This is a genomic window from Herminiimonas sp. GW821-FHT09C12, from assembly GCF_059416385.1.
This window is the reverse complement of sequence record NZ_JBWKPC010000001.1, coordinates 858,852-885,308: the sequence shown is the minus strand read 5'-3', so window position 1 is coordinate 885,308 and position 26,457 is coordinate 858,852. Positions and strand designations below refer to the sequence as shown.

Below are 26,457 nucleotides of genomic sequence, written 5' to 3'. Positions count from 1 at the left end.
TTTTTTTCAATGGCTATCTAACCGGCACTTTCTCGCCAATGTGTCGGTGCGTACCAAGTTATTACTGGTCGCACTGGTACCGTTGTTGACGGTTTTGCCGATACTGTTTTCACTGATTTTTTATTGGGGCATAGGCTATTACGATCGCTTGCTTACCTTCAAGGTCAGTAGTGATCTTGCGGTTGCGCACGAATATTTTATTCATGTGCGTGAACGCATAGGACTGGATGTTTCCAGCCTTGGTGACTCCTACCCTTTCGTCTCGACGGTCAAGGAAGACGATCACGCAAATCTGCAACGCATCTTGTTGGAAAAACAGAAGGTACTCGGTCTGGATTTTCTGAATTATCTCGATACGCAAGGTCATGTGTTGGTGTCGTCGACTGGTAAACCATCGAACATGGTGACCAGCAACGCAAGCTGGCCGGTTGTGCATGGCGCATTGCAAGGTGATAAAACGACAGAGATCGACATTTATTCAGAAGCGCAATTAAGACAGATAGACGATAGCGTTGCACAGCAAGCGTATCTGGAATTAATCAATACCTCGAACGCGGCACCAACAAAACAAACCGCAGAACGCAGTGGCATGGTGATCCATTCTGCTACGCCGGTGTATGACGACGATGGCAAGTTGTTGGGTGTATTGGAAGGCGGTATGTTGCTGAATCAAAATCTCGCTTTCGTCGATACCATTAATAGTCTGGTTTATGCGGACGGCTCATTGCCGGAAGGTAGCGCCGGTACTGCCACGCTGTTCATCGATGATGTGCGCATCGCAACCAATGTACGTTTGTTCGGTGACAAGCGTGCGCTTGGTACGCGCGCTTCACAGATCGTGCGTGATCATGTACTCAATGATGGCAAGACTTGGCTGGATAGAGCCTTCGTTGTGCATGATTGGTATATCTCTGCGTATGAACCGATCAGCGACAGTTTTGGCAAGCGTGTCGGTATGTTGTATGTCGGTTATCTGGAAGCACCATTTCGCCAAGCAAAGGAAACAGCGATCATTTTGCTGGCCGTTTTGTTCACTGCAATCGGGATCGGTGGCGTGTATTTTTCATTGCGTGTGGCACGCAATATCTACATTCCGCTGAAGAGCATGAACCGCACGATGACTGCGGTAGAGCTGGGCGACATGGATGCGCGTACGGGAGGTGTACAAGCACGTGACGAGCTGGGTAATCTGTCGCGCCATCTGGATGAATTGCTCGATACCGTGCAACAGCAGAATGCAGAGCTGAAGACTTGGGGCAATCAACTGGATCGCAAAGTGGTTGAGCGCACCGTTGAGTTGGAGCAGACGAATAAATTACTGGTGCAGGCACAACAGCAATTGGTGCTGGCAGAAAAACTTGCCGCCATCGGTGAAATTACTGCTGGTGTTGCACATGAAATCAATAATCCGGTCGCGGTGTTGCAAGGCAATCTGGATGTGTTGCGCGATACCTTGGGATCTGCAGCGAAGCCAGTGCAAGGCGAATTGCAATTGATGGATCAGCAGATTCATCGCATCAATACCATCGTCACCAAACTGTTGCAGTTCGCCAGTCCAGGCGAGTTCGCCGGTTATGTAGAAGCAATTACGATAGACGATGTGGTGGCTGATTCCTTGGTGTTGGTGCGTCACTTGCTGAATCAAAGCAATATCGAAGTGGTGCATGACAAGCAAGCCACGCTCACAGTGCCTATCAATCGTGGCGAGTTACAGCAAGTCTTGATCAACCTTTGTACCAACGCCATCCATGCAATGAAAAATGGCGGCAGGCTGACTATCACGACCAAAGATAGCTATGAAGAAAATGGCGCGCGCAGTATAACGATCAGCGTTGCCGACACCGGCATAGGAATCAAGAAAGAAGACATCGCGCATATCTTCGATGCCTTCTTCACGACCAAGCATCAAGGTGGAACCGGACTGGGTTTATCGATCAGCTACACGCTGGTTGCGCGTTATGGCGGAACGATTACGGTTAAAAGCGAAGAAGGCGTAGGCACGGAATTCACGGTGCGCTTGCTCGCCTGAAATGGCGGAACGCGATGAGCGGCGATGCTTATTGTTTTGCTGTTGATGCCGTGCTTGTCGGTGTGATGACAGACGTCGCATTTTCACTCATCTTGGGTGTTGGTGTAGTCGACGGTTTTTTACATGCGACCACGAGCATGACGATAGCAACGGCAACAAGTGTGGAGCGAATACCAGGCATGTCGATCTCCTGCGCATAAAGGATGGTTCATTGTAATGAGCGATGCCTGTGATGGGTAGGCTTGTTTTTAAGAAACAGTTGCAGACTTCTGTGTAATAACCATCTTCCTAGCGCTGGTTATTTCGTTAAGTAAATTGCTGTGTTCGGTTCGATTTGTCGATTCACGCTATGCTGTCGATCTTCCATCCGCGCTGTGCTCAAGTTTGTGTTGCAAGCGGATTGCCTTTATATCGCGAGTAGATTGCTCTTCATGAAATCCTTAAAAGATATCCCTTTATCCGTCCTCGATTTATCGCCGATTCTGGTTGATGGCACACCTGCCGATGCTTTTCATCGCTCGCTGGATTTGGCACAACATGTAGAAAAACGTGGCTACAACCGTTACTGGTTGGCCGAACATCACAGCATGCCTGGCATCGCCAGCGCGGCGACTTCCGTCGTGATCGGCTACGTTGCCGGTGGTACCTCGACGATACGTGTAGGTTCTGGCGGCATCATGTTGCCGAATCACGCACCGCTGGTGATTGCAGAACAATTCGGTACGTTGGAATCGCTCTATCCAGGTCGTATCGATCTTGGCTTGGGACGTGCACCTGGTTCCAATCAAGCGACTGCACGCGCCTTGCGCCGCGAGATCAGCGATGACGGTAGCGAATTCCCAAGACAGTTGAACGAGCTACGTGCATTCTTGCAACCTGCTGCAGAAGCTGCGGCCATCCAGGCGGTTCCGGGTGCAGGATTGAATATCCCGATCTGGTTGTTGGGGTCGAGCAGTTATAGCGCGCAACTTGCGGGCCATCTTGGTTTGCCATTCGCATTTGCCGGACAGTTCTCGCCTGATTACATGTTGAATGCGCTGCAGTTGTATCGCCAGACTTTCCGTCCATCGGCGACGCTGGATGCGCCGTATGCGATGGTGGGTGTGAATATTTTTGCTGCAGAAACAGAGGAAGAAGCGCAACATATGGCGACTTCGCAACAGCAAATGCATCTGAGTCTGGTGCGCGGTACACCGGGCAAACTGCCGCCGCCTATCGAGAACATGGATGATGCATGGTTGCCGCATGAACGTATTTCAGTCGAGTCGATGTTGCGTGCGTCCATCATCGGTGACGCTGCCATCGTCAAAGAAAAGCTGCAAGCATTCCTGGATATGACGCAGGCCGATGAGATCATCATCAACAGCATGATTTTTGATCATGCCAAGCGCGTGCGCTCGTATGAAATCGTTGCTGATGTGTGGCAGGCGTAATCGCCGCTTGTCTCAGGTATAGTGCGACGATCTTTTTACAAGAAAGCATCTCATGCTGGATAAGTCTTTATACAACACTGAAGAAATTATTCAGCTCCTGGCCGTGCAGAAAACCGGAGAGGATAAATTCGTCGGACAAAGTCACTTCATGGGCAGCCCGAATGTCTTTGGCGGGCAGGCGCTGGGTCAATCCTTATATGCGGCGTGCAGTACGGTGCCGCAGCGCCGACCGCATTCCATGCATGCCTTGTTCATTCTGCCCGGCAATCATCAATTACCGATTGAATATGAAGTTGAACGTGTGCGTGATGGCGGCACCTTCAGTACGCGGCGTGTGGTCGCAACGCAGGAAGGGCGTCGCATCTTTGTGATGTCGGCTTCGTTCCAGACGGAAGAAGAAGGTTTGTCGCATCAAAAAGAAGCGCCGTTCATGACCGATCCAGAGACGCTGCCATCGACTTTAAAAGCTTGGCAGCAAGGTGCGCTTGCAACTGGTCGTGCCTTTCATCCGGCGGCGGTGGATTTCCGCGATCTGGACAACAATATTTTCAATGGTCAGCATACGTCTGCAACACGCCAGGTGTGGGCACGTGCGCCCATGCAATTGCCTGATGATCCGCTGTTGCATGAGAGTTTGTTTGCTTACACATCTGATTACGGTTTGCTGTGGACCGCGCTGCAACCGCACGGCATCAAGATGACCGATCCGCGTTTGCAGATTGCCAGCCTCGATCACACGATCTGGTTTCATCGTCCGTTACGCATGGATGACTGGCTGCTCTTTGCCATGGAAAGTCCGAATGCCTCCGGTGGCCGTGGTCTGTGTTTCTTGCATGTTTACAATCAGCACGGTGTGTTGCTGGTGACGGTGGCACAAGAAGGTTTGATTCGCTTGCGGGGTGAGGCGAAGTGAGTGCTGCGTATCGGCGTTTTACCACGATCAATTTAATCGCTTTGTTGGTAACCGGATTATTGTTCACCTGGATATCGCGCGACGGCCGTCTGGATTTTTGGCTGGAGCGGCAATTTTTCGATACTGTTGCGAACAGTTTTCCTTTGCGCATTTCGCAAGCACTGGATTTTTGGGGGCATACGGTTTTGAAGTTGGTCACAGTCTGGATACTCGTGATCGGCATCGTTTTGGCGATCATCAGTCATTGGGTGATGGCGTTGCGGCCATGGCGACGTGCCTTGTTTCTCTTCGCGTTAATGGCGGCCATTGCGCCGTTAGTGGTACTGCTGATCAAGATCAACAGCGTGCATTCCTGCCCGTGGGATATCAATGAGTTTGGTGGTCGAGGTCAATGGTTTCCCCTATTTGGCATTGCGGACAAGTGGGCTGGCCCTGGCGAATGTTGGCCCGGGGGGCATGCTTCTGGCGGTTTCGGCTTGCTTGCTGCTTACTTTGCTTTTAGAGAAGACAAACCACAATTCGCGCGCGCGTTTTTGGCTCTGAGTTTATTGATGGGTGTGATGATGAGTGTGGTGCAGATGGCGCGTGGTGCGCATTTTCTGTCGCACAATTTGTGGACGCTCTGGTTGGTATGGGCGATGTGCTTCTTGCTGGATGGCTTGATGCGATTCATCTGGCCACCGCGGCCAGCGATGTGAACGAGATTGCCGCTGAAATTTACGGCTGCAATTCTTCCACGATGGTTTCGCCGGTATCTTCATCATGTTTCAAGCGGCGTCTATCCAGCCACCACGCCAGCACCGGCAAGACAAATAAACCGCCCGGTGCGACAAACAACACCATGTACGGACTGAGTTCTACCAGCTTATGCAGGTGCACCTTGATGCGCTTGCGGTCCAGTTCCGTCCAGCGATAACCATTGCGCTGCTTCATCAATAAAGGCAGCAAGCCGCGCATCTGCGTCATCTCATTCCACAGGCGCACGCGCTCCCTGCTCTGCAAGGCCCAAAGCGAATAAACGGATGTGCGGATGAAGCGAACAGGTGCGGCAATGATGGTGGTGATTCGGTGAGGCACGTAAAATCCGGTGGAGGGGTGGTAATGCGTGCCCTGATTTTACGCGAAGCGGCGATATTCAGCCGGGAAAGCCATGTATAGGTAATTGCTATTGATTTCTTAAAATAAATCAATTTGTACTATTAAATGAGAATCGCTATCATCTGTTTCAAGGTCAAACAGGCCGCAAGACAGGCAGAAAGGATTCCATCATGGTCACCGTAGCAAAAACCACCAGTCAAATCGCAATGCATATGGGTGTTGCCTTCGCCGTCATGTACGTGGCAACCGGCTCGATCGCTCTGGGCGGTGTGGCCGCCGTGGTAGAGCCTATTTGCAATGTGATGTTGCTGCCTTTGCACGACAAGATGTGGGAGCGGATACGCGCAAAGCTGGAAGCGCGAAAAGCCAACTCCTCACATCAATCTGCATCAGGTGAAATGCAGGCTGTGTGATGACGCGGCCTGGTCTACGCATCACTTCTTTACCGATAGCCGCTGATTTCCAGCGGCTTTTTTATTGCGCAAAAATAGTCAGTACCTTCTCGCTTGGATCTATCACCACAGTTGTGCAAGCTGTCGGATAATACAAATCTTTATCGCGCGTGCAGACAGTACGCTAGATCGTTTACCGCCACCGGAGTGTTCATGAAAATCGCGATTCTCGATGATTATCAAGATAGTGTTCGCCATCTCGCTTGTTTCTCTTTGCTGGATGGACATGAAGTAAAAGTGTTTACCAACAGCGCGCGCGGCGTCGGGCAATTAGCGATCCGTCTGGCGGATTTCGATGCGCTGGTCTTGATACGTGAACGTACGGTCTTATTGCGTCCCTTGCTGGAAAAACTACCCAAGCTCAAATTGATTTCGCAAACCGGCAAGGTCAGTGGCCATATCGATCTGGCCGCAGCAGCAGCGTGCGGCATCACGATAGTCGAAGGCATAGGCGATCCGACGGCACCGGCAGAATTAACCTGGGCCTTGATCATGGCGGCAACGCGCAAGCTGCCGCAATACGTGAGTAATTTGAAGGATGGTTTGTGGCAAACCGCATCGATGTCACCTGCGCACAATACGCTGGGTACGGTATTGAAGGGACGCACGCTGGGTATTTGGGGCTACGGCCGCATAGGTAAATTGATCGCGTCTTACGGCAAAGCCTTCGGCATGGATGTCATGGTATGGGGGCGCACGGCAAGTTGCGAGGCGGCTGTACAGGATGGTTATCGTGCCGCCGCATCGAAGGAAGTATTCTTCAGCGAAGCTGATGTGCTGACGTTGCATCTGCGCTTGAACGATGCAACGACGGGCATAGTCACAGCTGCCGATCTGGCACGCATGAAGCCGGATGCCTTGTTCGTCAATACCAGTCGTGCCGAACTGGTAGAGGCCGATGCCTTGCAAGCAGCATTGAAACAAGGTCGCCCCGGTTATGCCGCGCTCGACGTGTTTGAGAATGAACCGTTGCCGCCTAGTTCTCCCTTGTTACGGATGGAGAATGTATTGGCTTCGCCGCATCTGGGCTATGTGGAAAAAGACAGTTATGAATTGTATTTCCGCATCGCATTCCAGAACATCGTCGACTACGCCAACGGTACGCCTAAGAATGTATTGCAGCCCAAGGCCTGATGAGAGTGCGTTTGCCGAGCAGAACGCCAGGTAAGCGTGAATGAAGTTTTACTTCACGGTGTTGGAGCGGTCGCTGGTCTGGCTTTTTTCAACTTTGGGCAGCAAGGTCGCCGTCGTACTGGCCAGATGCGAACTGCCCCACAACTTGGCCCAACCCGGTGGCCACGGCAAGGCTGGACCTGAATACTCAGGCACACCGCGGCGTACCGGAATCACCGGCAGCGAATCGGGAATCGGACCATCGTGTTTGTCCCAGCCTAGCGAGAAGGTGTAATCCGGCAGCAGGGCTTCACATACAACATCAAACCAGCGCGCGTGATCTTCATCGCGCCCCAATGCTTGCGCGATGCCGGTTGGATCGAATTGCGCTAGGGTGCTGGCCAATTCTTCCGCTGTCTCACCGGGCGTATCGCCCCAACCCATCACAGGATTGCAATTGTATTCGGCACCGGAGCCGTACCAGCCTTCGCGCCATGGACGCTCCATCCAATTGCGCGGCCCGGTGAATAAATGCCAGCGCCAATGCAGGCCGGATGGTTTCGGCCAACTGTACAAATACAGACGTTGATAACCGGCTCTATGCAGTTCGCGCACCATCGCCATCAGACGCGCATGCGGCATAGGATCCGGCGGCGCACGACGGAACAGTATGGCTTCGCCATCGGCGTGCTGAACTTCATCGGTCGACAGATTCAAATCGAGCGTGCGCATTTCGTTGCCGAAGCGGGCAGAAATCCAGCCTGTCATCAAGTTAACGGCCGTGATGACGCCATAGCCACGATGGCGATGAAAAATCACGGTACCTGGTGCGATAGGTTTCATTGGTAAAGCAGTACTTGTATATGTGGACCAGCGATAGTGTAACGGTATTTGAGAACGCCTTGCTTGTCGGACGCCGGAGCGATCATGCACGGGCGTTTGCGCATGTGCAGTAAACACGCCTATTTATTGGGCAAATTCACTTTGGGTCACACGCAAAAACGTATGCATCAAGCTAGTGAGCTGTGCGCATTGCATCCTAGGGATTTGCTACCTCGAAGTCATTGCCAAAGACATGTAAAGCGTCAGGCTTGGCACAGAGTTTAGCGCGAAGCGTGCACCATAAAAATGCAAAATTTGTGGCTGTTATTCACGCGCCTCAAAATAGTGCAAATATGTAAATTATTTTCTGCACCATTTCACACCTCATCGTTTAAAAATCAACTTCTTCATTCAACGTTGTCTCTCCTGCATCTTCGCTGCTTGGTCTGCTAATTGCTTTAAAGAATCTATGCAAATGCATTGCTGTTGCGCCTCCCGCAACAGACTGTCAGCGCTGCATATTGAGAGTTAGGACCCCACTATGGATACCCACGCTTCGCTACAAATCGATACCTTCCTGCCGTATATGCGCGATGTCAGCCGCTGCGAGCAATCCTTGCGTGAGCTGAACCTGATGTGGCGCATGATCGAAGCTTCGGCCAAGATGAATTGTCCGGTTGAAGCCAAGGCGATCCTGCCGACGATGGCGGCGACACGCGCCGGTTTCAATCGTCTGGAACAAGAGTTGGTCAGCAGCTTGGTGCGCGAAAAGGTTTCCAATGTGCTGGAAGAAATCGGCACCAAGGCGCAGTACGTGATCGATATCGTCGTGCGCAATCTGTATGAACGCACAGCTGATGTCGGCTTTCTCGCGACTGACCGCGAGCTGTGTACTTTTGTCGCCGGTTTGCATGACGACCGCGACATGATCCGTGCACGTCTGCGCGCCTATCGCAACAAATACACCGTCTACGACGAAATCATGCTGGTCGATGTGGCCGGCAATGTGCTGGTACAAATCGATGAAACCACACCACTGGAAGGCACTACCGATCCGCTGATCAAGGAAACGCTGGCATCAGACACCTATGTTGAAACTTTCCGCGCTACCGATCTGCGCCCTGCCAAACATGAGGCGCTGATTTATTCACGCCGCATGCATCATCCGGAAACCGGCGTCGTGGTTGGCGTGCTGTGCCTGTGCTTCCATTTCGAAGAAGAAATGGCCGGCATTTTCCGCTCGCATCGTGATCCTGCCGAGCGTTCCAATATGTTGCTGCTGGATGGCAGCAATCGCGTGATCGCCAGTGCCGATCCGCTGTGGATACCGGTTGGTGCGACGGTGCCGGTCAATCGCGATGCTGATCCGCGCTTGGTGGTGTACGGCGGACGCGAATATCTGGCGCGCACTTTCCCTGCTGACGGTTATCAAGGTTATATGGGGCCGCCGGGCTGGCAAGGGCAAGTCATGATTCCGGTTGAATTGGGTTTCACCGGATTGGAAACCACCGCATTGAAGTCACTGGATGCCGATGTGGCCGATGGCTTGCTCTCGCATGCACAATCATTCTGCCCGCCGCTGTTTGAAATCATGAGCGCGGCAGAAACAATACGGCGCGTGGTGTGGAACGGCCAAGTCATGACGGCAGGGCAAAACGGCGAGCTGCTGAAACTCAAAACGATCCTTGAGCAAATCAGCGAAACCGGCGCGCGCAGTAACGAACTATTCTCGCAATCAATTCGCGATCTGTACGAGACCGTGCTGTCGTCCAGCCTGAGTGATTCGGAATTCGTTTCGCATCTGATGGTCGATCTGCTGGATCGCAATCTGTACGAGCGCTCGGATGATTGCCGCTGGTGGGCATTGACGCCGGAGTTGCAAGTTGCGCTGGCAGCACCGCATAAATCGCCAGAAACTGTCGCGCGCTTGAGCGAGATTCTCGATTACATCAACTCTCTGTACACGGTCTATACGCGGATTCTTATCTACGACAACGCAGGCATGATCATCGCCAGCACCGACTTCAAGGAAGATGGTCTGGAAGTAGTCGGCACACATATCGACGAAACCACGCTGGATCATGTTTCAAGCTTGCGCAGCGATCAGCATTATTACGTCACGCCGTTTGAAAACACGCCGCTGTATGGCGAACGGCCGACTTATGTTTATCACGCCGCGATCCGTCATCCAGACAACGCCGGACAAATTGTCGGTGGCATCGGCATCGTGTTCGATTCGGAGCCGGAATTCTCGGCCATGCTGAAAGGTGCATTAGGCGACAAGGAAGAAGTCAGCGCCCTCTTCATTAATCGCAGCGGCCGTATTATTTCCAGCACCGATCCCACGCGTCCGGTTGGCGACTATCTGGAGATAGATCCAGAATTACTGGCGATGGAAAACGGCAGCAGCACTTCGCGCATCGTTATTCACGACGGTCATTACGCCATACTCGGTTGCACCGTATCGCACGGCTATCGCGAGTTCAAGACTTCGGATGGTTACAGCGAAGACGTGCTGGCTGTGGTCTACAACTCCTTTGGCGAAGAACGGCAAAAAATCAACAACGGCAATAGCGCATCGACCACGCTGGAAGTCGATCCAACGGCAGCGCCGGGACGCGAATTTGCCACCTTCTTCATCGATGGTTCCTTGTTTGCACTGGCGGCGGAACACGCGGAAGAAGCCTTGCCGGCATCGGCCGTATCACCGGTCTCGATGGGTGGGCGTCCGGAACGGATCGGCATCCTCGCGCTGCATCACGACAATGAAGCCAAGCGTTTTGTCTGGGTCTTCGATCTGGGTCATTTGATGCGTGGTTACAAGTCAGAGATAGACAGTAGCAGCCAAGTCATCATCGTCAAGCGTGGCACGCAAAGCATAGGTTTACTGGTAAGTGAGTTGCACGGTGTGCCTGAATTCCAAGCTTCGCAAATCACACCGACGCCATTGGCCAGTCCGACCGATGGCATGCTGGTGACGGAAGTGATACAAGCCAATGGCGGCCGCTTGCTGATTCAATCGATTAACGTCGATCATCTGTTCGCGGTTCTCAACGATCAGGAAATTCCAATTCCTGCCGAACCGATGAAGATTGCTGCCTGAAGCCGGATGGATGAGTGCAGATACGCGCGGTAGAGATAGCCTCGCGATATCGGCCTCATCCATTTGTAAATTTATCGTCTGATAAATGCGTAGCTCTTCTCACAATTGGCTGGCTCGCGTTATGATGTGATATCCGCTTTTGGACTATCTTTGTTGTGTGATCCCAAATGACACTGCGCATCATCGCCACCGGCGGTACTTTCGATAAGCATTACGATGAAATTACCGGCAAGCTGAGTTTCAGTAACGGCCATTTGCCACAGATCATCAAGCGCGCCCGGATTACGGTGCCGCTGCAGCTTGAGCAACTTCCCTTCCTGGATTCGCTGGACATGCACGACGCCGACCGTCAACGCATTGCCGCATCCTGTCTGCGCGCCGATGAAAAAAGTATCGTCATCGTTCACGGTACCGATACGATGAAAGAAACGGCGGAAGTGCTCGGCGCCGCGCAATTGAAAAAAACCATCGTGCTGACTGGCGCGATGATCCCTTACGAAATCAGGGATTCGGATGCTCTCTTCAACTTCGGGTTTGCCTGCGGTATTGCGCAAGCCTTGCCGCACGGCGTGTACATCGCGATGAATGCGCAAATCTTCACCTGGAATAATGTGCGCAAGAATCGGGTTGAAGGCGTGTTTGAAAAACGTTGAATGTGCAATGTGTATAGCTACAGTAGAGCCGGATAAATCAGGTATTTGATTTTCCGGCTTTTTGTTTATATGGTGCTTGGGCGTAAATCGGGATTACCATCGACAGATACTTGCAGAGTCGATTACAACAATAAACGGGAGCACACAGATGCATACGACCGCAACAGATGAAGAGTTGTCCATACCCAAAGCCATCGTGACGAATCGTGTGGCGCGCTTGCGGCTGTTGACGGGTTTGCTGCAGGGTGCCGTGTTGTATGCGCTGTATTTTTCCCTGAAGTCAGCGAGCTGGCCGGCGACCAATGCCTATCTATTCGCCCCTTTGGCGTTGATCTTCCTGTTTGTGCCAGTGTTGTTTATCTCTGGCTTGGGTCATCTTGAATCACGACGCATGTGGATCTGGATGGCAGTCGCTGCGTTGATTTGTGCGGTGCTGGGTACTTACGATATCTGGCGTATCGGTTTCATTGAAGGGCGAAGCTGGTTGGGCGGTGGCACGTTCAAGCGCATGCCTTCCGGTTTGCTGCTGTTCTTTGCTGCTGCCGGTTTCTATATTGCGCATGCTCTGGTCTTGGCGGCGGCAAAAGATCAACGTCGTATTGCACGTTACCCTTCGTATTTTGAAAGTGCCTGGCAACTGCTGATACAGATCAAGTTGTCGGCGCTGTTTGTGGGTGTGTTGTGGCTGATCCTGTGGTTGGGCGCAACCTTGTTCATGCTGGTCAAGCTCAACTTTCTGCAAAAGCTGCTGGACCAATCGTGGTTTGTGATCCCGGTAACGGTCTTTGCCTTTTCTACCGCGTTGCATATTACTGATGTGCGTCCGGGCATCGTGCGCGGCATACGCAGCTTGCTGTTGGTATTGATGTCATGGTTGTTGCCGATTACGACATTGATCGTTGGCGGCTTTCTCATCAGCCTGCCTTTTACCGGCTTGGAGCCTTTGTGGGCGACGCGTCATGCGACATCGGTGTTGCTGGGTTCGACCGCGGTCTTGGTGGTGTTGATCAATACTGCATTCCAAAGTGGTGAAGTTGGTAAAGAAGTCGCACGCGTGCTGCGCGTGAGTGCCAGATTGGCATGCGTGCTTTTATTGCCGATGACGCTGATCGCGATTTATTCGCTGACCTTGCGGGTACAGCAATATGGCTGGACCAATGATCGTGTGATTGCTGCGGCTTGTTTGCTGGTGGCGATTTCTTATGCCTGCGGTTATCTGTGGGCAGCGGTGGAACGTGATGCATGGTTGGCGCGGATTGCACCGACAAATGTGCTGACGGCTTTTCTGACGTTGGCGGTATTGCTGGCGATGTTTACGCCGATTGCCGATCCGGCGCGCCTGTCTGTGGCGAATCAACTGACGCGTCTGGAAAGCGGGAAGGTAAGCGCTGACAAATTCGATTTCGATTTCCTGCGTTTTGAGGGTGCTCGCTACGGCGACGATGCACTGCAAAAGTTGAAAGCGCAGACAACAGGTGCTGATGCCGAATTGATCCGCAAACGTGCGGCAGCTGTACTGCAAAAGAAAAACAAGTGGAACAAGGATGGCCCTGTCGCAAATGCGCAGACGCGCGCAGACAGCATTACTGTCTGGCCGAAAGGCGCAAGTTTGCCCGCCGCCTTCCTCGCGCAGAATTGGACGGACTCAAGCAGCAACTATATGTTGCCGGAGTGTTTGAAGCGGCAAGATCAGAAATGCAATGCTTACCTGCTTGATCTGAAGGGTGATGGCAAAGCAGAAATCCTGTTGAAAAATGCGCAAGATTACGGGCGCTTGGTGGTTTTCTCGCTGGAGGCGGACGGCAAGTGGAGCGCCAGTGGCACGATAGACGGGCTGAATGCGAGTTGCAAGGACGTTGCACAGGCATTGGAAGAAGGTAGTTATCGCGCGGTGCCGCCGATGTTCCAGGATCTGGAAGTCGCCGGTCAGCGTTTGCACGTGCAGCCTTGGCCATCGGAACGCAGCAAATGCGAGAAAGTGGCAAAGCCCAAGTAGATGTGTGTGTTGCAAGCTTGTACGTGTGTAAGAACAATACAAACAAAAGTTGTAGGGTTAAGAAACTTTCTTTTGTGTTTTGTACTAGAATTTAAATCGAGGGCTGCAATCAATCAGCCCTTCGATAAGGCAAATCAACAACTCATTCATTAAGGGGAATTCGGCTGAACTCTTGAGTATCCAAGTTATCAAACGATGGAATCAAACTGAGAGACATAACGCAATCACTTGGAGGGAAAAAATGGATAAAGCACTGAAATCCTGCCCGTTTTGCGGTGGTAAAGCAGAACTGAAAGAAGCCCATTACCTAGAATCCGAATTGCCTTACAGCTACGTACATTGTACGAATGAAACTTGTACCCTGAATCACAACACTGCGCATTTCAGCGGCGATGCAGACGCCAAGAATAGTCAGAAAGCAGTGGATGCCTGGAATAAACGCTTGGAAATTCCAGCGCTGCATCACTAGATAGTTGCTTCTAATCAAAACCAATGGCTTGGCTAGACCAAGCCATTTTTGCGTCTGCAGCCTACATTCCCAATAAAAAAGCTCGCCGTAGCGAGCTTTTTCTCATCATCAGACTTGCATCAAATCATCAAGATGCCGCCGACTATCGCCAGCAAGATAGACCATTTCACGATGTAGTACAAAGGCTTGTTGCGTGCCTTCAGCTTCTTGCCATTGGCACGGATCGCATAAATATGGCGGAATGCGCGATTAAGGCCGCCGGTACGATCCTGCATATCGTTAGGCGCAGCGGTGGATGCCATCACGGTGCGGCTGAACCATTGGTTGAAGGCTTGCGCCCAGCGCCACTTCATCTTGCGTTCCAGATCGCAGAACAGAATGATGCGGTTCTTGTCGCTTTCGTTGGCTGCCCAGTGGATATAGGTTTCATCAAAGATAACCGCTTCGCCATCGCGCCAGCTATAACGCACACCATCGACATCGATGAAGCAGCGATCATCATTCGGCGTGGCCAAACCCAGGTGGTAACGCAGGGAACCAGCATACGGATCGCGGTGCTTGCCCAGATCGGCGCCTGGTGGCAATTGCGCAAACATCGCAGCCTTGATGATAGGAATCGAATCCAGAATGGCGACAGTGCGCGGGCAGCTTTGCATCGCTGATGGATGACTTTCACCGTACCACTTCAGATAGAAGCGAGTCCAGCCGCGACGGAAGAAGGAGTTGAAGCCGGCATCGTCCATATTGTCCGAGGCCTTGATCTTGTCCTGCAAGGCGACGGCTTCATCACGAATGACTTCCCACTGATCGGCCAGTGCCTTCATTTCCGGATAGCTGTTCAGATCGTGATAAGGACGATCCGGCAGCGGCGAGAACAAAGTCATGAACGCATTGATAGGCGCCATGAAGGTTGAATGGTCGGTCGATTGACGCAGCCACTTATGTCGCACCTTGCCACGATAGTGCGTGTAGAGAACGCTGCATATAAACAGCGAGATAAGAGTCCATTTAATCATTGGGTCGGAATTGGATTTCAGACGTTGCGGAGTGCAAATTGTACCGAACTGTGGCGGGGTATGCTGAGACGGCCAGTTGCCAGCTATGCATTATTTCAAGGAAAACAACGGTTTTCCTTATAAGACAGGCTGTTGCCAGCGAAAAACATGTCATTCAAATCATCCCGCCAGCCAGAGTGCCGGCGAGATGATTGAATGAAAACAGCGGGTTTAAGCGACTGCGTCCAACGCTTGATTCAGCGTATTGCTTGGGCGCATAGCCTTGCTGGTCTTGATGCGATCCGGATGGTAGTAACCACCGATATCGACAGGTTTGCCTTGAGCCGTTTTCAATTCGCTGACGATGATGGCTTCATTGTCAGTCAGCGCTTTGGCGAGTGCCTTGAATTCGGCTTGCAAGGCTGGATCTTCTGTTTGTTCAGCCAATGCTTGCGCCCAGTACAAAGCGAGATAGAAATGGCTGCCACGATTATCCAGGCCGCCGACCTGACGTGCAGGTGACTTGTTGGTATCGAGGAATTTGCCGGTTGCCTGATCCAGTGTTTTTGCCAGTACCAATGCCTTGGCGTTGCCGTAGGCATTGCCCAGATGTTCCAGCGATGCCGCCAATGCCATGAATTCGCCGAGCGAATCCCAGCGCAGGAAGTCTTCTTCAACAAACTGCTGCACGTGTTTAGGTGCGGAACCGCCAGCACCGGTTTCAAACAAGCCACCACCAGCCATCAAAGGCACGATGGACAGCATCTTGGCGCTGGTACCGAGTTCCATAATCGGGAACAGATCGGTCAGGTAATCACGCAAGACATTGCCGGTTACCGAGATGGTGTCTTTGCCAGCGCGTATGCGTTCGATGGAAAACTTGATCGCTTCAACTGGCGACAGAATGCGCAGATCGAGGCCGCTGGTGTCGTGATCTTTCAGGTAGTGATTCACTTTAGCGATGATTTGCGCATCGTGAGCACGTTGTGCATCCAGCCAGAACACGGCAGGGGTACCGGTCGCGCGGGCGCGGCTGACAGCCAGTTTGACCCAGTCCTGAATTGGCGCATCCTTGGTTTGGCACATGCGGAACAGATCGCCAGCTTCGACGTTTTGTTCGATCAGCACTTTGCCGTTCGCATCGATGACACGTACTACGCCATCTGCAGCGATCTGGAAAGTCTTGTCGTGCGAGCCGTATTCTTCAGCGGCTTGCGCCATCAAGCCGACGTTAGGCACGCTGCCCATCGTCACAGGATCGAAAGGACCGTGTTGTTTGCAGTCGTCGATCACCGCCTGATAAATATCTGCATAGCAGCGATCAGGAATCACGGCCTTGGTGTCTTGCAATTTACCCTCGGCATTCCACATCTTGCCGGAGTCGCGAATCATCGCAGGCATAGACGCATCGACGATGACGTCGCTAGGCACGTGCAGATTGGTGATGCCCTTGTCGGAATTGACCATCGCCAATTGCGCGCGCTGTGTGTACGCCGCTTCGACATCTGCGGTGATCGCAGCTTGCACATCGGCTGGCAGAGTTTTAATACGTGCGTACAAATCGCCGATACCGTTGTTTGGATCAAAGCCGACTTGCTTCAATACTTCTGCATGCTTGGTGAGCGCGTCTTTGTAGAACACGGAAACAACTTGGCCGAAGATGATAGGGTCAGACACCTTCATCATCGTTGCTTTCAAATGCACGGAGAACAGCACGTCCTTGGCTTTGGCATCGACGATCTGCGCTTCGATGAAGCTGCGCAATGCATTGCGGCTCATCACTGCAGCATCAATGATTTCGCCTGCTTGCACGGCAGTCTTTTCTTTCAATACGGTTTTGCTGCCGTCGGTTGCAGTCAGCTCGATCTTCACATTGCCGGCTTCTGCGATCAGTACGGATTTTTCGCTACCGTAAAAATCGCCGTGATCCATGTGTGACACATGTGATTTCGAATCGGCCGACCATGCACCCATTTTGTGTGGGTGCTTGCGTGCGTAATTTTTTACCGACAAAGGTGCGCGGCGATCGGAGTTACCTTCGCGCAGGACAGGATTGACTGCACTGCCCTTGATCTTGTCATAGCGTGCCTTGACGTCTTTTTCTTCAGCGCTCTTGGCTTCATCCGGATAGGACGGCAGCTTGTAACCTTGTTGCTGCAATTCCTTGATCGCGGCTTTCAATTGTGGAATCGAGGCGCTGATGTTCGGCAGCTTGATGATGTTGGCTTCTTGCTTGGTGGCGAGTTCGCCCAGTTCGGCCAGTGCCGGTGCAATCTTTTGTTTGTCGTCCAGATAATCAGGAAACGCTGCAAGGATGCGGGCAGCCAGCGAGATGTCGCGGGTTTCAACGGCGATGCCGGAGGTGCGCGTAAATGCTTCCACTATAGGCAGCAAGGAATAAGTTGCCAGCGCTGGTGCTTCGTCAGTGAGGGTATAAATGATTTTCGAAGATGCGGACATGGGTCGTTTCCAATTGTGCTGAGGTAAAGAAAGATCAAAGCAAGGAGCGGCTCTTGCCGTCGATCGATGCGATGAAACGTTTGCGTGGAGCATCTGCGGATGTATTGCGTATTACTTGCCGCTGCAGAATCGGCTGAATATCACACGGGGTCTCTTGATGGCAGATCTTTGGTCGCCAATTCAGTCTCAGTGTGACAAGTGCAAATTGTACCCAACTGTCACTGAGTGTGCATGTTTGCTCGTTTATCGTAGCAAATCAATAAGATTGCTCTGCGGCTTCGCTGCACTACCGGACGTGTGTTGCTTCACCAACTCTAGTAATAGATCAACAGTGTTGGTCACCAAAGGCGTGGCTGGACGTTGTTGCGAGCGTGCGAGTGTAAGCACACTGACGATACGCGGTTGCACGATGGGATGCGCTTGAATGGCGGACTCCAGTTGCACGGTGTGCAGTGCATTGAGCGGCAAGACAGCGTAGCCGACACCTTGTGAAACCAGATCCAGGATCGCAGAAATGCCATCGACTTCTGCCTGCACATTCATCCGCAAGCCGGCATGCGCCATCTGCGTTTCTATCAACATGCGTATCGAATGTGGTCGACTCGGAATGACCAAGGGATAGCGCGGCAGTTCGTCCAGTCGCACGGGTTTGCCTAGTCCGCTTTTCTTTTTTGCGGCAGGTGCCGGACGCATCAGGTAGAGCTCTTCTTCCATCAGTGGGATGATTTCCATGCCGGGCGATGGAATCGGATTGTAGATGAGGCCGATGTCGACCCGACCTATCTGTAGCCATTCGGCGATATGTGCCGATAAACCTTCGACGATGCCCAGTGCAGCTTTGGGAAAGCGTTCCTGGAATGCTTTGACGGTTGAAACGGCAAGCAGTTTGCCCGCGCTGGGCGGCATGGCAATGACGACGCGTCCGACGGTTGCGCCGCGCTGTGCTTCCAGTGCTTCTTTGACGTGATCGACCTGCTGTAGAATGCCCAACCCGTGCGACAGCAGCAAACGACCCGCATCGGTGGCAACGACGCCGCGTCCATTGCGTATTAATAACGCTTGTCTCAGTTCCACTTCCAACAGTCTGACCTGACGGCTCAGTGCCGGTTGCGCAATGCCGAGAAATGCAGCGGCGCGTGTGAAGCTGCCGAATTCCGCAACCCGCACAAAGTATTCAAGTTGCTTGAGGTCCATATCCTGACTCTTTATTCAATCCGTGCATCTTGTGTATGTAAATGCATTCGCCTGCAATTTTTCAGCTATACCATTTTGATATAACAGCTAGCGTGAATATAGCATTGTTCGCATATATCGATTGCGCAACAATGCACTCCAAACATTGGTTTCAATAGGAACTGCTGCAGATAGTTCAAAGTTCAAATTGCCGATTTGTACCATTCTCACAAACGGAAAAATATGATCTCCAGACGAAACTTTATAAAAGATAGCGGTTTGGCAGTTGCCTCTGTTTTAACTTTACCGTCATTAGCTTTTAGTGAGACCAACATGAAAACCATCAAGGCGCCGGATTACAATCCGGTCAAGCCAACTTATGTGCCGCCACCTAATGCATGCGATGCACATTGCCACATCTTCGGGCCTGAAGCGCAATTCCCGTTTGCTGCCACGAGTACATACAAGCCGGCAGATGCACCGAAGGCGATGCTGCGCAAGTTGCACGCACATATCGGCATAACACGCGCCGTCCTGGTTCAAGCCAGTTGTCATGGCACTGATAACAGCGCGATGCTGGATGCCATCGCAGACAGTAACAATACGTATCGTGGCGTTGCGATGGTCGACAACGCGATTACCGACAGTGAGTTGCGCGCTATGCATGAAGGTGGTGTGCGCGGTGTACGTTTCAATTTCGTACGTCATCTGGGCGGTGCGCCGGATCTCGATACCTTCTTCGGTATCGTCAATCGCATCAAGGTTCTGGGATGGCATGTCGTGTTGCATCTCGACTCGGCCGATATCCTGACCTATTCATCCATGCTCGATGCGATTCCGGTTCCTTTCATCATCGATCACATGGGACGTGCCAAGGTTGCCGATGGTATTGAACAAACGCCTTTCCAGAGTCTGCTTGCACTGATGCGCAACAATCCGCGCGCCTGGGTCAAAATCTCCGGCGCCGAAAGAATTTCCGCTGCCGGCGCGCCTTTCCGTGATGCGATTCCATTTGCGGCGCAATTGATCGCTGCTGCGCCGGAACGCGTGTTGTGGGGAACAGATTTCCCGCATCCAAACATTACTGGTGATATGCCGAATGACGGCGAGCTGGTCAATCTGTTTGCAGAAATGTGCCCAGATGAAGCTTTACGCCACCAGATTCTGGTGGAGAATCCGGACCGTCTGTATTGGCGCTCCTGAACGATGTGAGTATTTCTCGCTCTTAGCAGCGAGCCAGCTAATTAATTGAATAATCATAGAGGTAGACCTATGTTGAACATAATGAAAAAGACCCTGAAGGGCGGAATGTTGGCGATTTTGTTCGCGGCATCGACATCTGCTTTTGCGCAGACTTATCCTTCGAAAGTAATCAAGATCGTGGTGCCGTTCGGTCCAGGCGGCATTGCTGATCTGACTATCCGCGTCGTTGCGCAAAAAATGTCGGAGTCGATGAAGCAGGCGGTGATTGTCGATAACCGTCCAGGCGCTGGCGGCATTGTGGCGGCGGATGCAGTGGCCAAGGCTTATCCTGATGGTTATACCTTGCTGTTGATCAGCAACGGTACGGCAGTCAGCGCTGGCTTGTTCAAGCGTTTGCCGTATGACACGCTCAACGATTTCGCCCCTATTTCTACTTTGGGCTTCTTTGATCTCGCCATCATTTCGAATAACAAGGCACCGTTCCGTAATGTTGGTGAACTGATTGCCTTTGCCAAAGCTAATCCGAACAAACTCAACATCGGCACCATCAATCGCGGCAGCACACAAAATCTGGCTGCGGAATTGTTTACGACGGTAGCAGGCATGGACGCATTGATCGTGCCTTACAAGAACACACCGGATGTAGTGACTGCAGTGACCACTGGCGAACTGGATGTCGCGGTAGAAATTCTTGGCCCGACATTGCCACAGATCAGATCCGGTAACGTGCGAGCGCTGGCCGTAACGTCGAACAAACGATTCTCGGGTTTGCCGGATGTTCCTACCGTTTCGGAAAGTGGTTTGCCTGCCTATCAGGCTGCGTCATGGAACGGTTTGGCTGCACCAGCCAAGACACCTCTTCCTATCATCGAGCGTCTGAACAAGGAAATTCTTGCAGCAGTGAATTCTTCCGACGTACAAAAGCGCCTTTTGAGTTTTGGTGTGACTGCTCAGGGCAGTACGCCTGAAGCGACCAAGCAATTACTCGCATCGGATATGGCCAAGTGGGCCGCCGTCATCGAAAAAGCAAAGATCGAGAAGCAGTGATCGATAGTTAGATCGCAGCAGACAGATTGATATGGCGTTCGCCATATCTGCCAAAGAATTCGTACACATGAACGAATAAACGCCCGCGGGGACGGTGGGCAACCTTTGTCTAATTACTTACAAGAGTCATCAAAAATGAAAAAAAAATATCAAAGCATGATGCGTATGGGAGTGGGGTGCGTCGCGATGGGAGCCGCGATGAGCACTCTGGCGCAAGAGACCTCCAAGGTCGAGATCTACGGCCTGGTAGGCGCGTATGTCAGTTCATCGGAACGTAGCGGCGGACCGAAAGCGGTTACGCAAGTGGGACATGGTGGCTTGACCACTTCCTTCTTCGGTATCCGCGGTAGCGAAGATCTGGGTGGCGGATACAAGGCCATCTTTGCATTGGAAAGTTTCTTCCGCACCGATACCGGCGCGCAGGGACGCAGCGATACAGATCCTTTCTTCTCGCGTAATTCTTATGTTGGTATTGAAGGTGGTTTCGGTAAATTGACGTTTGGACGTCAGACCAATCCAACTTATATCAATATGGGTACGCTCAGCCCGTTCGGCGTATCGGTGGTATTTTCACCGCTGGTCTTGCAATCATTCGTGGCGACTTACAACGGCGCCTTTATCGGTGACACAGTCTGGAACAATGCGATCCAGTACAGTACACCGCGTGTAGGTGGGTTTGCCGGCAATCTGGTGTACGGCATGGGCGAAGTAGCTGGTCATACAGGCACCGCCAATCTGGGAGCGCATGGTAATTACGTGAACGGTAATTTCACTGCCGCATTCTCGGCACAAAGTTTCCGTGCACCAGTGACCGCACCGATGACACGACAAGATGCTTATCTGCTTGGCGCTACCTATGATTTCAAAGTGCTCAAGGTTTATGGCTCGCTCGGAAAATCGAATGCTGAAGGCACCAAAAATGACACGCGTACTGTCGACCTGGGTGTAAAAATTCCAGTGACAGCAGCTGGTTCTATCCTGGCTGAGTGGGCACAAACCAAACGCACACGTGATCTGGTTCCGCGCAATACACGCGATACAGTATCGGTCGGCTACGATCACTTCCTGTCCAAGCGTACCGATGTCTATGCGATCTATTCGTATGATAAGCAAACCGCATTTAATTCGGCAGGAACTTACGGTGTAGGCATACGCCACACCTTCTGATCTGTATTTGATTCGGACCTAAAAAAAGCGGCGCTGCATTTGATTGCAGCGCCGCTTTTTTTTGTACATGCACAAAACGTGCATCTTCTCTTTAATCTATGTAACGCAGGCCGAGCTTCGCCAGCGGTTCGCGGAAATTGTACATATCGAGACCCAAGGTGCCGGCAGCAAGTTTGGCGCGCTTGGTTCTTTCATTCTCTTCGCGCGCATCGGCAGCATCTGCAACCAGTTGTGCAATCGCTGCAGGTACCACTACGACACCATCATCATCAGCAATCACGACATCGCCAGGATTGACCAGTGCACCGGCACACACCACAGGGATGTTGACCGAACCTAAGGTTGCCTTGATCGTGCCTTTGGCGCTGATCGCTTTGGAGAAGGTTGGGAATTGCATCGCAGTCAATTCTTTTACATCACGCACACCGGCATCAATCACGATGCCCTTGGCGCCACGCGCTTGAAATGAAGTCGCCAGCAAGTCGCCGAAATAGCCGTCAGTACATTCTGCAGTGACGGCAGCGATGACAACGTCTCCCGGTTGAATTTGTTCTGCTGCGACATGCATCATCCAGTTGTCGCCGGGATGCAGCAATACCGTGATGGCCGTGCCGCACATCTGCGCGCCGGTATAAGCAGGACGGATATACGGCAGCATCAGACCGACGCGGCCCATGGCTTCATGGATGGTGCCGGAGCTGAAACGAGACAGTTGTGCGACGGCGTCTTTATCTGCGCGGACGATGTTGCGTTTGACGATGCCGAGATTATTCAATTCCATGTGATTCTCCTATTAGATGCCTTTGGCCTTCAGGGCCGTATCGAGTCGGCTGAATACGCGACGCGCATTGCCTTCATAAAGTTGGTAACGTGTTTCTGCGTTGAGGTGTGGCGATGCTTCGATGTAGCGCTTGGTATCGTCGTAGTAGTAGCCGGTTTCCGGATCGATGCCGCGTACTGCACCTATCATTTCGGAAGCGAACAGGATGTTGTCGACCGGGATTACCTTGGTCAGCAAATCGATGCCGGGTTGGTGATAGACGCAGGTGTCGAAGAAAATATTTTTCAGCAAATGATCTTGCAGCAAAGGTTTTTTCATCTCTTGTGCCAGACCGCGGAAACGTCCCCAGTGATAAGGCACTGCACCGCCGCCATGCGGGATCAGGAATTTCAGCGTTGGGAAGTCGCTGAACAAATCTGACGTCAGACATTGCATGAAGGCCGTCGTGTCAGCGTTCAAGTAGTGCGCGCCGGTGGTGTGGAAGCAGCTATTGCAACTGGTGCTGACGTGGACCATCGCAGGGATGTCGTACTCCACCATCTTTTCGTAGATCGGATACCAGTGACGATCCGACAGTGGTGGCGCAGTCCAGTGACCGCCGGATGGATCTGGATTCAGATTGATGCCGACAAAGCCGTAATCGTTGATGCATTTTTCCAGTTCAGGAATGCACGTTGCCGGATCGATACCTGGTGATTGCGGCAACATTGCAGCGCCGATGAAATTATCCGGGAACAATTCCGACACGCGATGACACAGTTCATTGCAAATGCCCGCCCATGTAGCACTGGTATTGAAGTCACCGATGTGATGCGCCATGAAGCTGGCACGTGGCGAGAAGATGGTCAGATCAATGCCACGCTCGCGCATCAAACGCAACTGATTGCGTTCTATCGATTCGCGCAATTCATCGTCGCTGATTTTCAAATCGGCGACTTTCGGACCTGCATCCGGGGCATTCAGATTGTCGATCTGCTTGCGACGCCATTCTTCCAGTGCCTTGGGTGCTGTGGTGTAGTGACCGTGGCAGTCGATGATCAATGGATCACGCATTATTATTTCCTTTCCATACTGTTTCGTTAATCATTACTTCGCCGCGCATGATGAGACGTGCGGTGCGCAACAGCGCAGCCTTGGTCACCACTTGCGGATTATTCGGATCGGTGGCGAGTTCAACGCTGAATTCGCCGGATGGATGTTCTACTGAGACGTTCTTCAACTCACCATCGTTGATGACAGCCAGCTTGTCAGCGACCGAGCCGTCAAGGATGCAGGCGCTCGCGACCGTGACTGCCGCCAACACACCGATTGCGTCGTGACATACGTGCGGAATGAAGCAACGTGTGCTGATGCTGCCGCCATCTTTGGGCGCTGCCAGCAGACACATCTTCGGATAGCTTTTTTTGCTCACATCACCAAGACCCATCAACTGTCCGGTCTTGAGGCGCAGTGCTTCCAACAAGGTTTTCAATTCACTGTCGGCATTCATTTCAGCGACTGATTCGTAACCGCTACGACCGACATCGGCTGCACGCAGCAACACCATAGGCATGCCGTTGTCTATACAGGTCACTGCCAGTTGTATTTGTGTATCGCCGATTTCTAACGTGATGAGGTCTTGCACATTGCCGCTAGGTAGCATGGAACTGCATACCGAACCGGCGGTATCGAGAAAATTGATCGCGATCGGTGCGGATGTTCCTGGAACGCCATCGATTCTTGTATCGCCGTCGTAGCGCACCTTGCCGCCAGGTGTCTGTACGGTGATGTCGCATTGCATGCCGGTGTTCAAGGTCAGGACGCGCACGGTAGTGTTCTCGCCTTGTGCGGTAATCAGGCCGCGTTCCAGCGCGAAGGGCACCACGGCGGCCAGCATATTGCCGCAGTTCGGCGTGGTATCGACGATGTCATTCGTTGGCTGCAATTGAGCGAACAGAAAGTCCAAAGCAACATCTGGCGTGGTGCTTTTTCTGACGATTCCTACTTTGCTGGTGAGCGGATTGGCGCCGCCCAGTCCGTCTATCTGACGTTGATCGGGCGAACCCATTACGGCCAGTAGCACGCGGTCACGCTGTGCAATGTCTGCAGGCAGATCGGATGCCAGGAAAAAGGGCCCACGAGAAGTACCGCCGCGCATCAAATAGCACGGTATCGCGCTTAAACCCGTGTTCGTTTCGGACATGTGGCTACTCCATTTGTAATCTCGGCTTCCAGTATTGCAATTGCCACCTTGTCGAGGGTTGCCTTCTCGAGGTATAACCGTTCTAATTTGTTTATCGGTGGTTGGCAGGTGGATGTGCCAAAAATGCATGGAAAGCGTATATGTCCTCACTTAATCTTCATCATTTACGGACCTTTTGTTCTGTTGCGGCAACTGGTGGAGTTCGACCTGCGGCAGAAGTACTGTTGCGCGCGCCATCGGCGGTGGTGCGTGCAGTTGCAGCACTGGAGTCGGATCTGGACGTGCCCTTGTTCGAACGCAAGGGGCGCGGCATGTTGCTTACCGGTGCTGGCGAGATGGTGTTGTTGCGGGCATTGCGGATTGACGGTGAATTGAATGCCGTGCGCGAAGATGCGGTGCGCTTATGCGGACAAGGTGCACGGGTTGCTGCTGTGGATGTTTTGTTTAATACAAGTCGTTTGTCTATCGCGTCACTGCTGGCTCAGACACATCACATGCCTAGCGTTGCGCGCGCATTGGATTTATCGCAACCGGCAGTGAGTGCTGCCATTGCAGTGCTGGAGCAAGCATTGTGTCAACCCTTGTTCTTGCGTAGTGCGCGTGGCATGGTGCCGACTGATGTTGGTATACGCTGGATCGTACGCTTTGATCGCGCTCTTGCAGAGTTGACGCATATCGAAGCTGATATCTCTGCTTTGAATGGAACCTTGAAAGGTGTCGTGACTATCGGTGCTCTGCCGCTGGCGCGCACATCTATTCTGCCTGCGGCTATCGTCGCCCTACTCGCGCGTCATCCGAAACTGCAAGTGCGCTCTCTGGAAAGTCCCTATGAAGAACTGTGCGGGGATCTACTCAGTGGCAAGGTAGATTTCATCCTCGGCGGATTGCGGCCGGCATTGGATAAACAGTTGGTGACGGAGTTTTTGTTTGAAGAACCCACCGTACTGATTAGTCGTTCTGCGCATCCATTGGCGGCAAAAGCGCATCTTGATTTCAACGACATCCAGAAATTTCCGTGGGCACTGTCACGTGCCGGCACACCTTTGCGTGATGAATTTGAAAGCTTCTTTATTGAATCGGGCCAGACGCCACCGCAGCCAGCCGTTGAAACAGGCGATCTGGCTTTACTGCGTGGATTGCTTTTGCACAGCGATATGTTGACCGCGCTCACCGCGCATCAACTGCAGTATGAAATGGAAGCAGGCAGCCTGACGGTGTTGCCGTTTGAAATGAAAGGGATAGTGCGTGCTATCGGGATCACGACGCGCGCTGGTGCGCATCTGTCACCTGGTGCCGTGGCATTGCTGGCGGAAGTGCGTCGCTTGAGTTCTTTGCACGGCAGTATTCCAGAGCCGATTGCAAAGTAAT

General features: G+C 52.3%; 23 protein-coding genes and 1 pseudogene. 15 read left to right on the top strand and 9 right to left on the bottom strand.

Annotation, left to right across the window (positions count from 1 at the left end; translation table 11 throughout):
- Positions 1–46 precede the first annotated feature (46 nt).
- Positions 47–2,029 carry a sensor histidine kinase gene (locus tag AC07N2_RS04155; RefSeq protein ID WP_494777140.1) on the top strand — a complete coding sequence of 661 codons (1,983 nt, stop codon included), beginning with the start codon at positions 47–49 and terminating at the stop codon, positions 2,027–2,029.
- Positions 2,030–2,057: 28 nt separating this feature from the next.
- On the opposite strand, the gene AC07N2_RS04150 is transcribed toward AC07N2_RS04155, so the two are convergent.
- Positions 2,058–2,210, bottom strand: a complete 153-nt coding sequence (locus AC07N2_RS04150; protein ID WP_494777139.1) for a hypothetical protein — start codon at positions 2,208–2,210, stop codon at positions 2,058–2,060.
- Between the two features lie 250 nt (positions 2,211–2,460).
- Between AC07N2_RS04150 and AC07N2_RS04145 the strand changes: the two genes are divergently transcribed.
- The 3 genes from AC07N2_RS04145 to AC07N2_RS04135 are packed head-to-tail and all read left to right on the top strand — an operon-like array spanning position 2,461 to position 5,073.
- Positions 2,461–3,462: an LLM class flavin-dependent oxidoreductase gene (locus AC07N2_RS04145; RefSeq protein WP_494777138.1), complete on the top strand. Its 1,002-nt coding sequence runs from the start codon at positions 2,461–2,463 to the stop codon at positions 3,460–3,462.
- A gap of 52 nt (positions 3,463–3,514) precedes the next feature.
- Positions 3,515–4,375: an acyl-CoA thioesterase gene (locus tag AC07N2_RS04140; RefSeq protein ID WP_494777137.1), complete on the top strand. Its 861-nt coding sequence runs from the start codon at positions 3,515–3,517 to the stop codon at positions 4,373–4,375.
- A complete protein-coding gene (locus AC07N2_RS04135; protein ID WP_494777136.1) occupies positions 4,372–5,073 on the top strand; it encodes a phosphatase PAP2 family protein in 702 nt (233 codons plus the stop codon). The genes AC07N2_RS04140 and AC07N2_RS04135 overlap by 4 nt, the downstream gene beginning before the upstream one ends.
- A gap of 19 nt (positions 5,074–5,092) precedes the next feature.
- Here the strand turns inward: AC07N2_RS04135 and AC07N2_RS04130 are convergent, their stop codons facing one another.
- The gene (locus AC07N2_RS04130) at positions 5,093–5,452 is read right to left on the bottom strand and encodes a hypothetical protein (RefSeq protein ID WP_494777135.1); all 360 of its coding nucleotides are present in this window, start codon (positions 5,450–5,452) and stop codon (positions 5,093–5,095) included.
- A gap of 191 nt (positions 5,453–5,643) precedes the next feature.
- On the opposite strand from AC07N2_RS04130, the gene AC07N2_RS04125 reads away from it, so the two are divergent.
- Both AC07N2_RS04125 and AC07N2_RS04120 read left to right on the top strand, forming a co-directional pair.
- On the top strand, positions 5,644–5,886 hold the full coding sequence (locus AC07N2_RS04125; protein ID WP_076592784.1) for a DUF2061 domain-containing protein: 243 nt from the start codon (positions 5,644–5,646) through the stop codon (positions 5,884–5,886).
- A 192-nt stretch (positions 5,887–6,078) separates the two neighbouring features.
- Positions 6,079–7,059 (top strand): D-2-hydroxyacid dehydrogenase family protein, encoded by a 981-nt coding sequence (locus AC07N2_RS04120; protein ID WP_494777134.1) that lies wholly within the window; start codon positions 6,079–6,081, stop codon positions 7,057–7,059.
- A 48-nt stretch (positions 7,060–7,107) separates the two neighbouring features.
- Here AC07N2_RS04120 and AC07N2_RS04115 read toward each other — a convergent pair whose 3' ends face one another.
- Positions 7,108–7,881, bottom strand: coding sequence for an L-asparaginase (locus tag AC07N2_RS04115; RefSeq protein WP_494777133.1), 774 nt, complete (start codon positions 7,879–7,881; stop codon positions 7,108–7,110).
- 520 nt (positions 7,882–8,401) lie between these two features.
- Between AC07N2_RS04115 and AC07N2_RS04110 the strand changes: the two genes are divergently transcribed.
- From AC07N2_RS04110 to AC07N2_RS04095, 4 genes are all read left to right on the top strand, one after another.
- Positions 8,402–10,963: a chemotaxis protein CheW gene (locus tag AC07N2_RS04110; protein WP_494777132.1), complete on the top strand. Its 2,562-nt coding sequence runs from the start codon at positions 8,402–8,404 to the stop codon at positions 10,961–10,963.
- A gap of 167 nt (positions 10,964–11,130) precedes the next feature.
- Positions 11,131–11,616, top strand: coding sequence for an asparaginase domain-containing protein (locus AC07N2_RS04105; protein WP_494777131.1), 486 nt, complete (start codon positions 11,131–11,133; stop codon positions 11,614–11,616).
- 148 nt (positions 11,617–11,764) lie between these two features.
- The gene (locus AC07N2_RS04100; RefSeq protein WP_494777130.1) at positions 11,765–13,612 is read left to right on the top strand and encodes a DUF4153 domain-containing protein; all 1,848 of its coding nucleotides are present in this window, start codon (positions 11,765–11,767) and stop codon (positions 13,610–13,612) included.
- Positions 13,613–13,853: 241 nt separating this feature from the next.
- The gene (locus tag AC07N2_RS04095; protein WP_076592778.1) at positions 13,854–14,081 is read left to right on the top strand and encodes a Lar family restriction alleviation protein; all 228 of its coding nucleotides are present in this window, start codon (positions 13,854–13,856) and stop codon (positions 14,079–14,081) included.
- A gap of 119 nt (positions 14,082–14,200) precedes the next feature.
- Here AC07N2_RS04095 and lpxO read toward each other — a convergent pair whose 3' ends face one another.
- The 3 genes from lpxO to AC07N2_RS04080 form a co-directional block, all read right to left on the bottom strand.
- Positions 14,201–15,094 carry a lipid A hydroxylase LpxO gene (lpxO, locus tag AC07N2_RS04090; RefSeq protein WP_197685204.1) on the bottom strand — a complete coding sequence of 298 codons (894 nt, stop codon included), beginning with the start codon at positions 15,092–15,094 and terminating at the stop codon, positions 14,201–14,203.
- A 213-nt stretch (positions 15,095–15,307) separates the two neighbouring features.
- Complete coding sequence (locus AC07N2_RS04085) at positions 15,308–17,536, bottom strand: NADP-dependent isocitrate dehydrogenase (protein ID WP_494777129.1); 2,229 nt, start codon at positions 17,534–17,536, stop codon at positions 15,308–15,310.
- 243 nt (positions 17,537–17,779) lie between these two features.
- Positions 17,780–18,730 carry a LysR family transcriptional regulator gene (locus AC07N2_RS04080; RefSeq protein WP_494777128.1) on the bottom strand — a complete coding sequence of 317 codons (951 nt, stop codon included), beginning with the start codon at positions 18,728–18,730 and terminating at the stop codon, positions 17,780–17,782.
- 222 nt (positions 18,731–18,952) lie between these two features.
- On the opposite strand from AC07N2_RS04080, the pseudogene AC07N2_RS04075 reads away from it, so the two are divergent.
- The 4 genes and pseudogenes from AC07N2_RS04075 to AC07N2_RS04060 form a co-directional block, all read left to right on the top strand.
- A pseudogene (locus AC07N2_RS04075) lies at positions 18,953–19,018 on the top strand (twin-arginine translocation signal domain-containing protein); the annotation flags it as partial.
- Between the two features lie 24 nt (positions 19,019–19,042).
- Positions 19,043–19,912 (top strand): amidohydrolase family protein, encoded by an 870-nt coding sequence (locus AC07N2_RS04070; RefSeq protein WP_494778109.1) that lies wholly within the window; start codon positions 19,043–19,045, stop codon positions 19,910–19,912.
- A gap of 81 nt (positions 19,913–19,993) precedes the next feature.
- Positions 19,994–20,959 carry a Bug family tripartite tricarboxylate transporter substrate binding protein gene (locus AC07N2_RS04065; RefSeq protein WP_494777127.1) on the top strand — a complete coding sequence of 322 codons (966 nt, stop codon included), beginning with the start codon at positions 19,994–19,996 and terminating at the stop codon, positions 20,957–20,959.
- 135 nt (positions 20,960–21,094) lie between these two features.
- Positions 21,095–22,126, top strand: coding sequence for a porin (locus AC07N2_RS04060; RefSeq protein WP_494777126.1), 1,032 nt, complete (start codon positions 21,095–21,097; stop codon positions 22,124–22,126).
- A 91-nt stretch (positions 22,127–22,217) separates the two neighbouring features.
- Here AC07N2_RS04060 and ligK read toward each other — a convergent pair whose 3' ends face one another.
- Genes ligK through AC07N2_RS04045 form a run of 3 tightly spaced genes read right to left on the bottom strand, consistent with a single transcriptional unit; the run spans position 22,218 to position 25,089 of the window.
- Positions 22,218–22,907 carry a 4-carboxy-4-hydroxy-2-oxoadipate aldolase/oxaloacetate decarboxylase gene (gene ligK / locus AC07N2_RS04055; protein ID WP_494777125.1) on the bottom strand — a complete coding sequence of 230 codons (690 nt, stop codon included), beginning with the start codon at positions 22,905–22,907 and terminating at the stop codon, positions 22,218–22,220.
- 12 nt (positions 22,908–22,919) lie between these two features.
- On the bottom strand, positions 22,920–23,948 hold the full coding sequence (locus tag AC07N2_RS04050) for an amidohydrolase family protein (RefSeq protein ID WP_494778108.1): 1,029 nt from the start codon (positions 23,946–23,948) through the stop codon (positions 22,920–22,922).
- A gap of 4 nt (positions 23,949–23,952) precedes the next feature.
- Positions 23,953–25,089 (bottom strand): 4-oxalomesaconate tautomerase, encoded by a 1,137-nt coding sequence (locus AC07N2_RS04045; RefSeq protein ID WP_494777124.1) that lies wholly within the window; start codon positions 25,087–25,089, stop codon positions 23,953–23,955.
- A 140-nt stretch (positions 25,090–25,229) separates the two neighbouring features.
- On the opposite strand from AC07N2_RS04045, the gene AC07N2_RS04040 reads away from it, so the two are divergent.
- Positions 25,230–26,456: a LysR family transcriptional regulator gene (locus tag AC07N2_RS04040; protein ID WP_494777123.1), complete on the top strand. Its 1,227-nt coding sequence runs from the start codon at positions 25,230–25,232 to the stop codon at positions 26,454–26,456.
- The last annotated feature ends 1 nt before the right edge of the window (position 26,457 follow it).

Bases quoted from the DNA above. Each gene is read 5' to 3' on its own strand.
- AC07N2_RS04150 (WP_494777139.1), bottom strand. From the start codon at position 2,210: ATGCCTGGTATTCGCTCCACACTTGTTGCCGTTGCTATCGTCATGCTC.
- AC07N2_RS04145 (WP_494777138.1), top strand. From the start codon at position 2,461: ATGAAATCCTTAAAAGATATCCCTTTATCCGTCCTCGATTTATCGCCG.
- AC07N2_RS04140 (WP_494777137.1), top strand. From the start codon at position 3,515: ATGCTGGATAAGTCTTTATACAACACTGAAGAAATTATTCAGCTCCTG.
- AC07N2_RS04125 (WP_076592784.1), top strand. From the start codon at position 5,644: ATGGTCACCGTAGCAAAAACCACCAGTCAAATCGCAATGCATATGGGT.
- AC07N2_RS04120 (WP_494777134.1), top strand. From the start codon at position 6,079: ATGAAAATCGCGATTCTCGATGATTATCAAGATAGTGTTCGCCATCTC.
- AC07N2_RS04115 (WP_494777133.1), bottom strand. From the start codon at position 7,881: ATGAAACCTATCGCACCAGGTACCGTGATTTTTCATCGCCATCGTGGC.
- AC07N2_RS04110 (WP_494777132.1), top strand. From the start codon at position 8,402: ATGGATACCCACGCTTCGCTACAAATCGATACCTTCCTGCCGTATATG.
- AC07N2_RS04105 (WP_494777131.1), top strand. From the start codon at position 11,131: ATGACACTGCGCATCATCGCCACCGGCGGTACTTTCGATAAGCATTAC.
- AC07N2_RS04100 (WP_494777130.1), top strand. From the start codon at position 11,765: ATGCATACGACCGCAACAGATGAAGAGTTGTCCATACCCAAAGCCATC.
- AC07N2_RS04095 (WP_076592778.1), top strand. From the start codon at position 13,854: ATGGATAAAGCACTGAAATCCTGCCCGTTTTGCGGTGGTAAAGCAGAA.
- AC07N2_RS04085 (WP_494777129.1), bottom strand. From the start codon at position 17,536: ATGTCCGCATCTTCGAAAATCATTTATACCCTCACTGACGAAGCACCA.
- AC07N2_RS04080 (WP_494777128.1), bottom strand. From the start codon at position 18,730: ATGGACCTCAAGCAACTTGAATACTTTGTGCGGGTTGCGGAATTCGGC.
- AC07N2_RS04070 (WP_494778109.1), top strand. From the start codon at position 19,043: ATGAAAACCATCAAGGCGCCGGATTACAATCCGGTCAAGCCAACTTAT.
- AC07N2_RS04065 (WP_494777127.1), top strand. From the start codon at position 19,994: ATGAAAAAGACCCTGAAGGGCGGAATGTTGGCGATTTTGTTCGCGGCA.
- AC07N2_RS04060 (WP_494777126.1), top strand. From the start codon at position 21,095: ATGAAAAAAAAATATCAAAGCATGATGCGTATGGGAGTGGGGTGCGTC.
- ligK (WP_494777125.1), bottom strand. From the start codon at position 22,907: ATGGAATTGAATAATCTCGGCATCGTCAAACGCAACATCGTCCGCGCA.
- AC07N2_RS04045 (WP_494777124.1), bottom strand. From the start codon at position 25,089: ATGTCCGAAACGAACACGGGTTTAAGCGCGATACCGTGCTATTTGATG.
- AC07N2_RS04040 (WP_494777123.1), top strand. From the start codon at position 25,230: ATGTCCTCACTTAATCTTCATCATTTACGGACCTTTTGTTCTGTTGCG.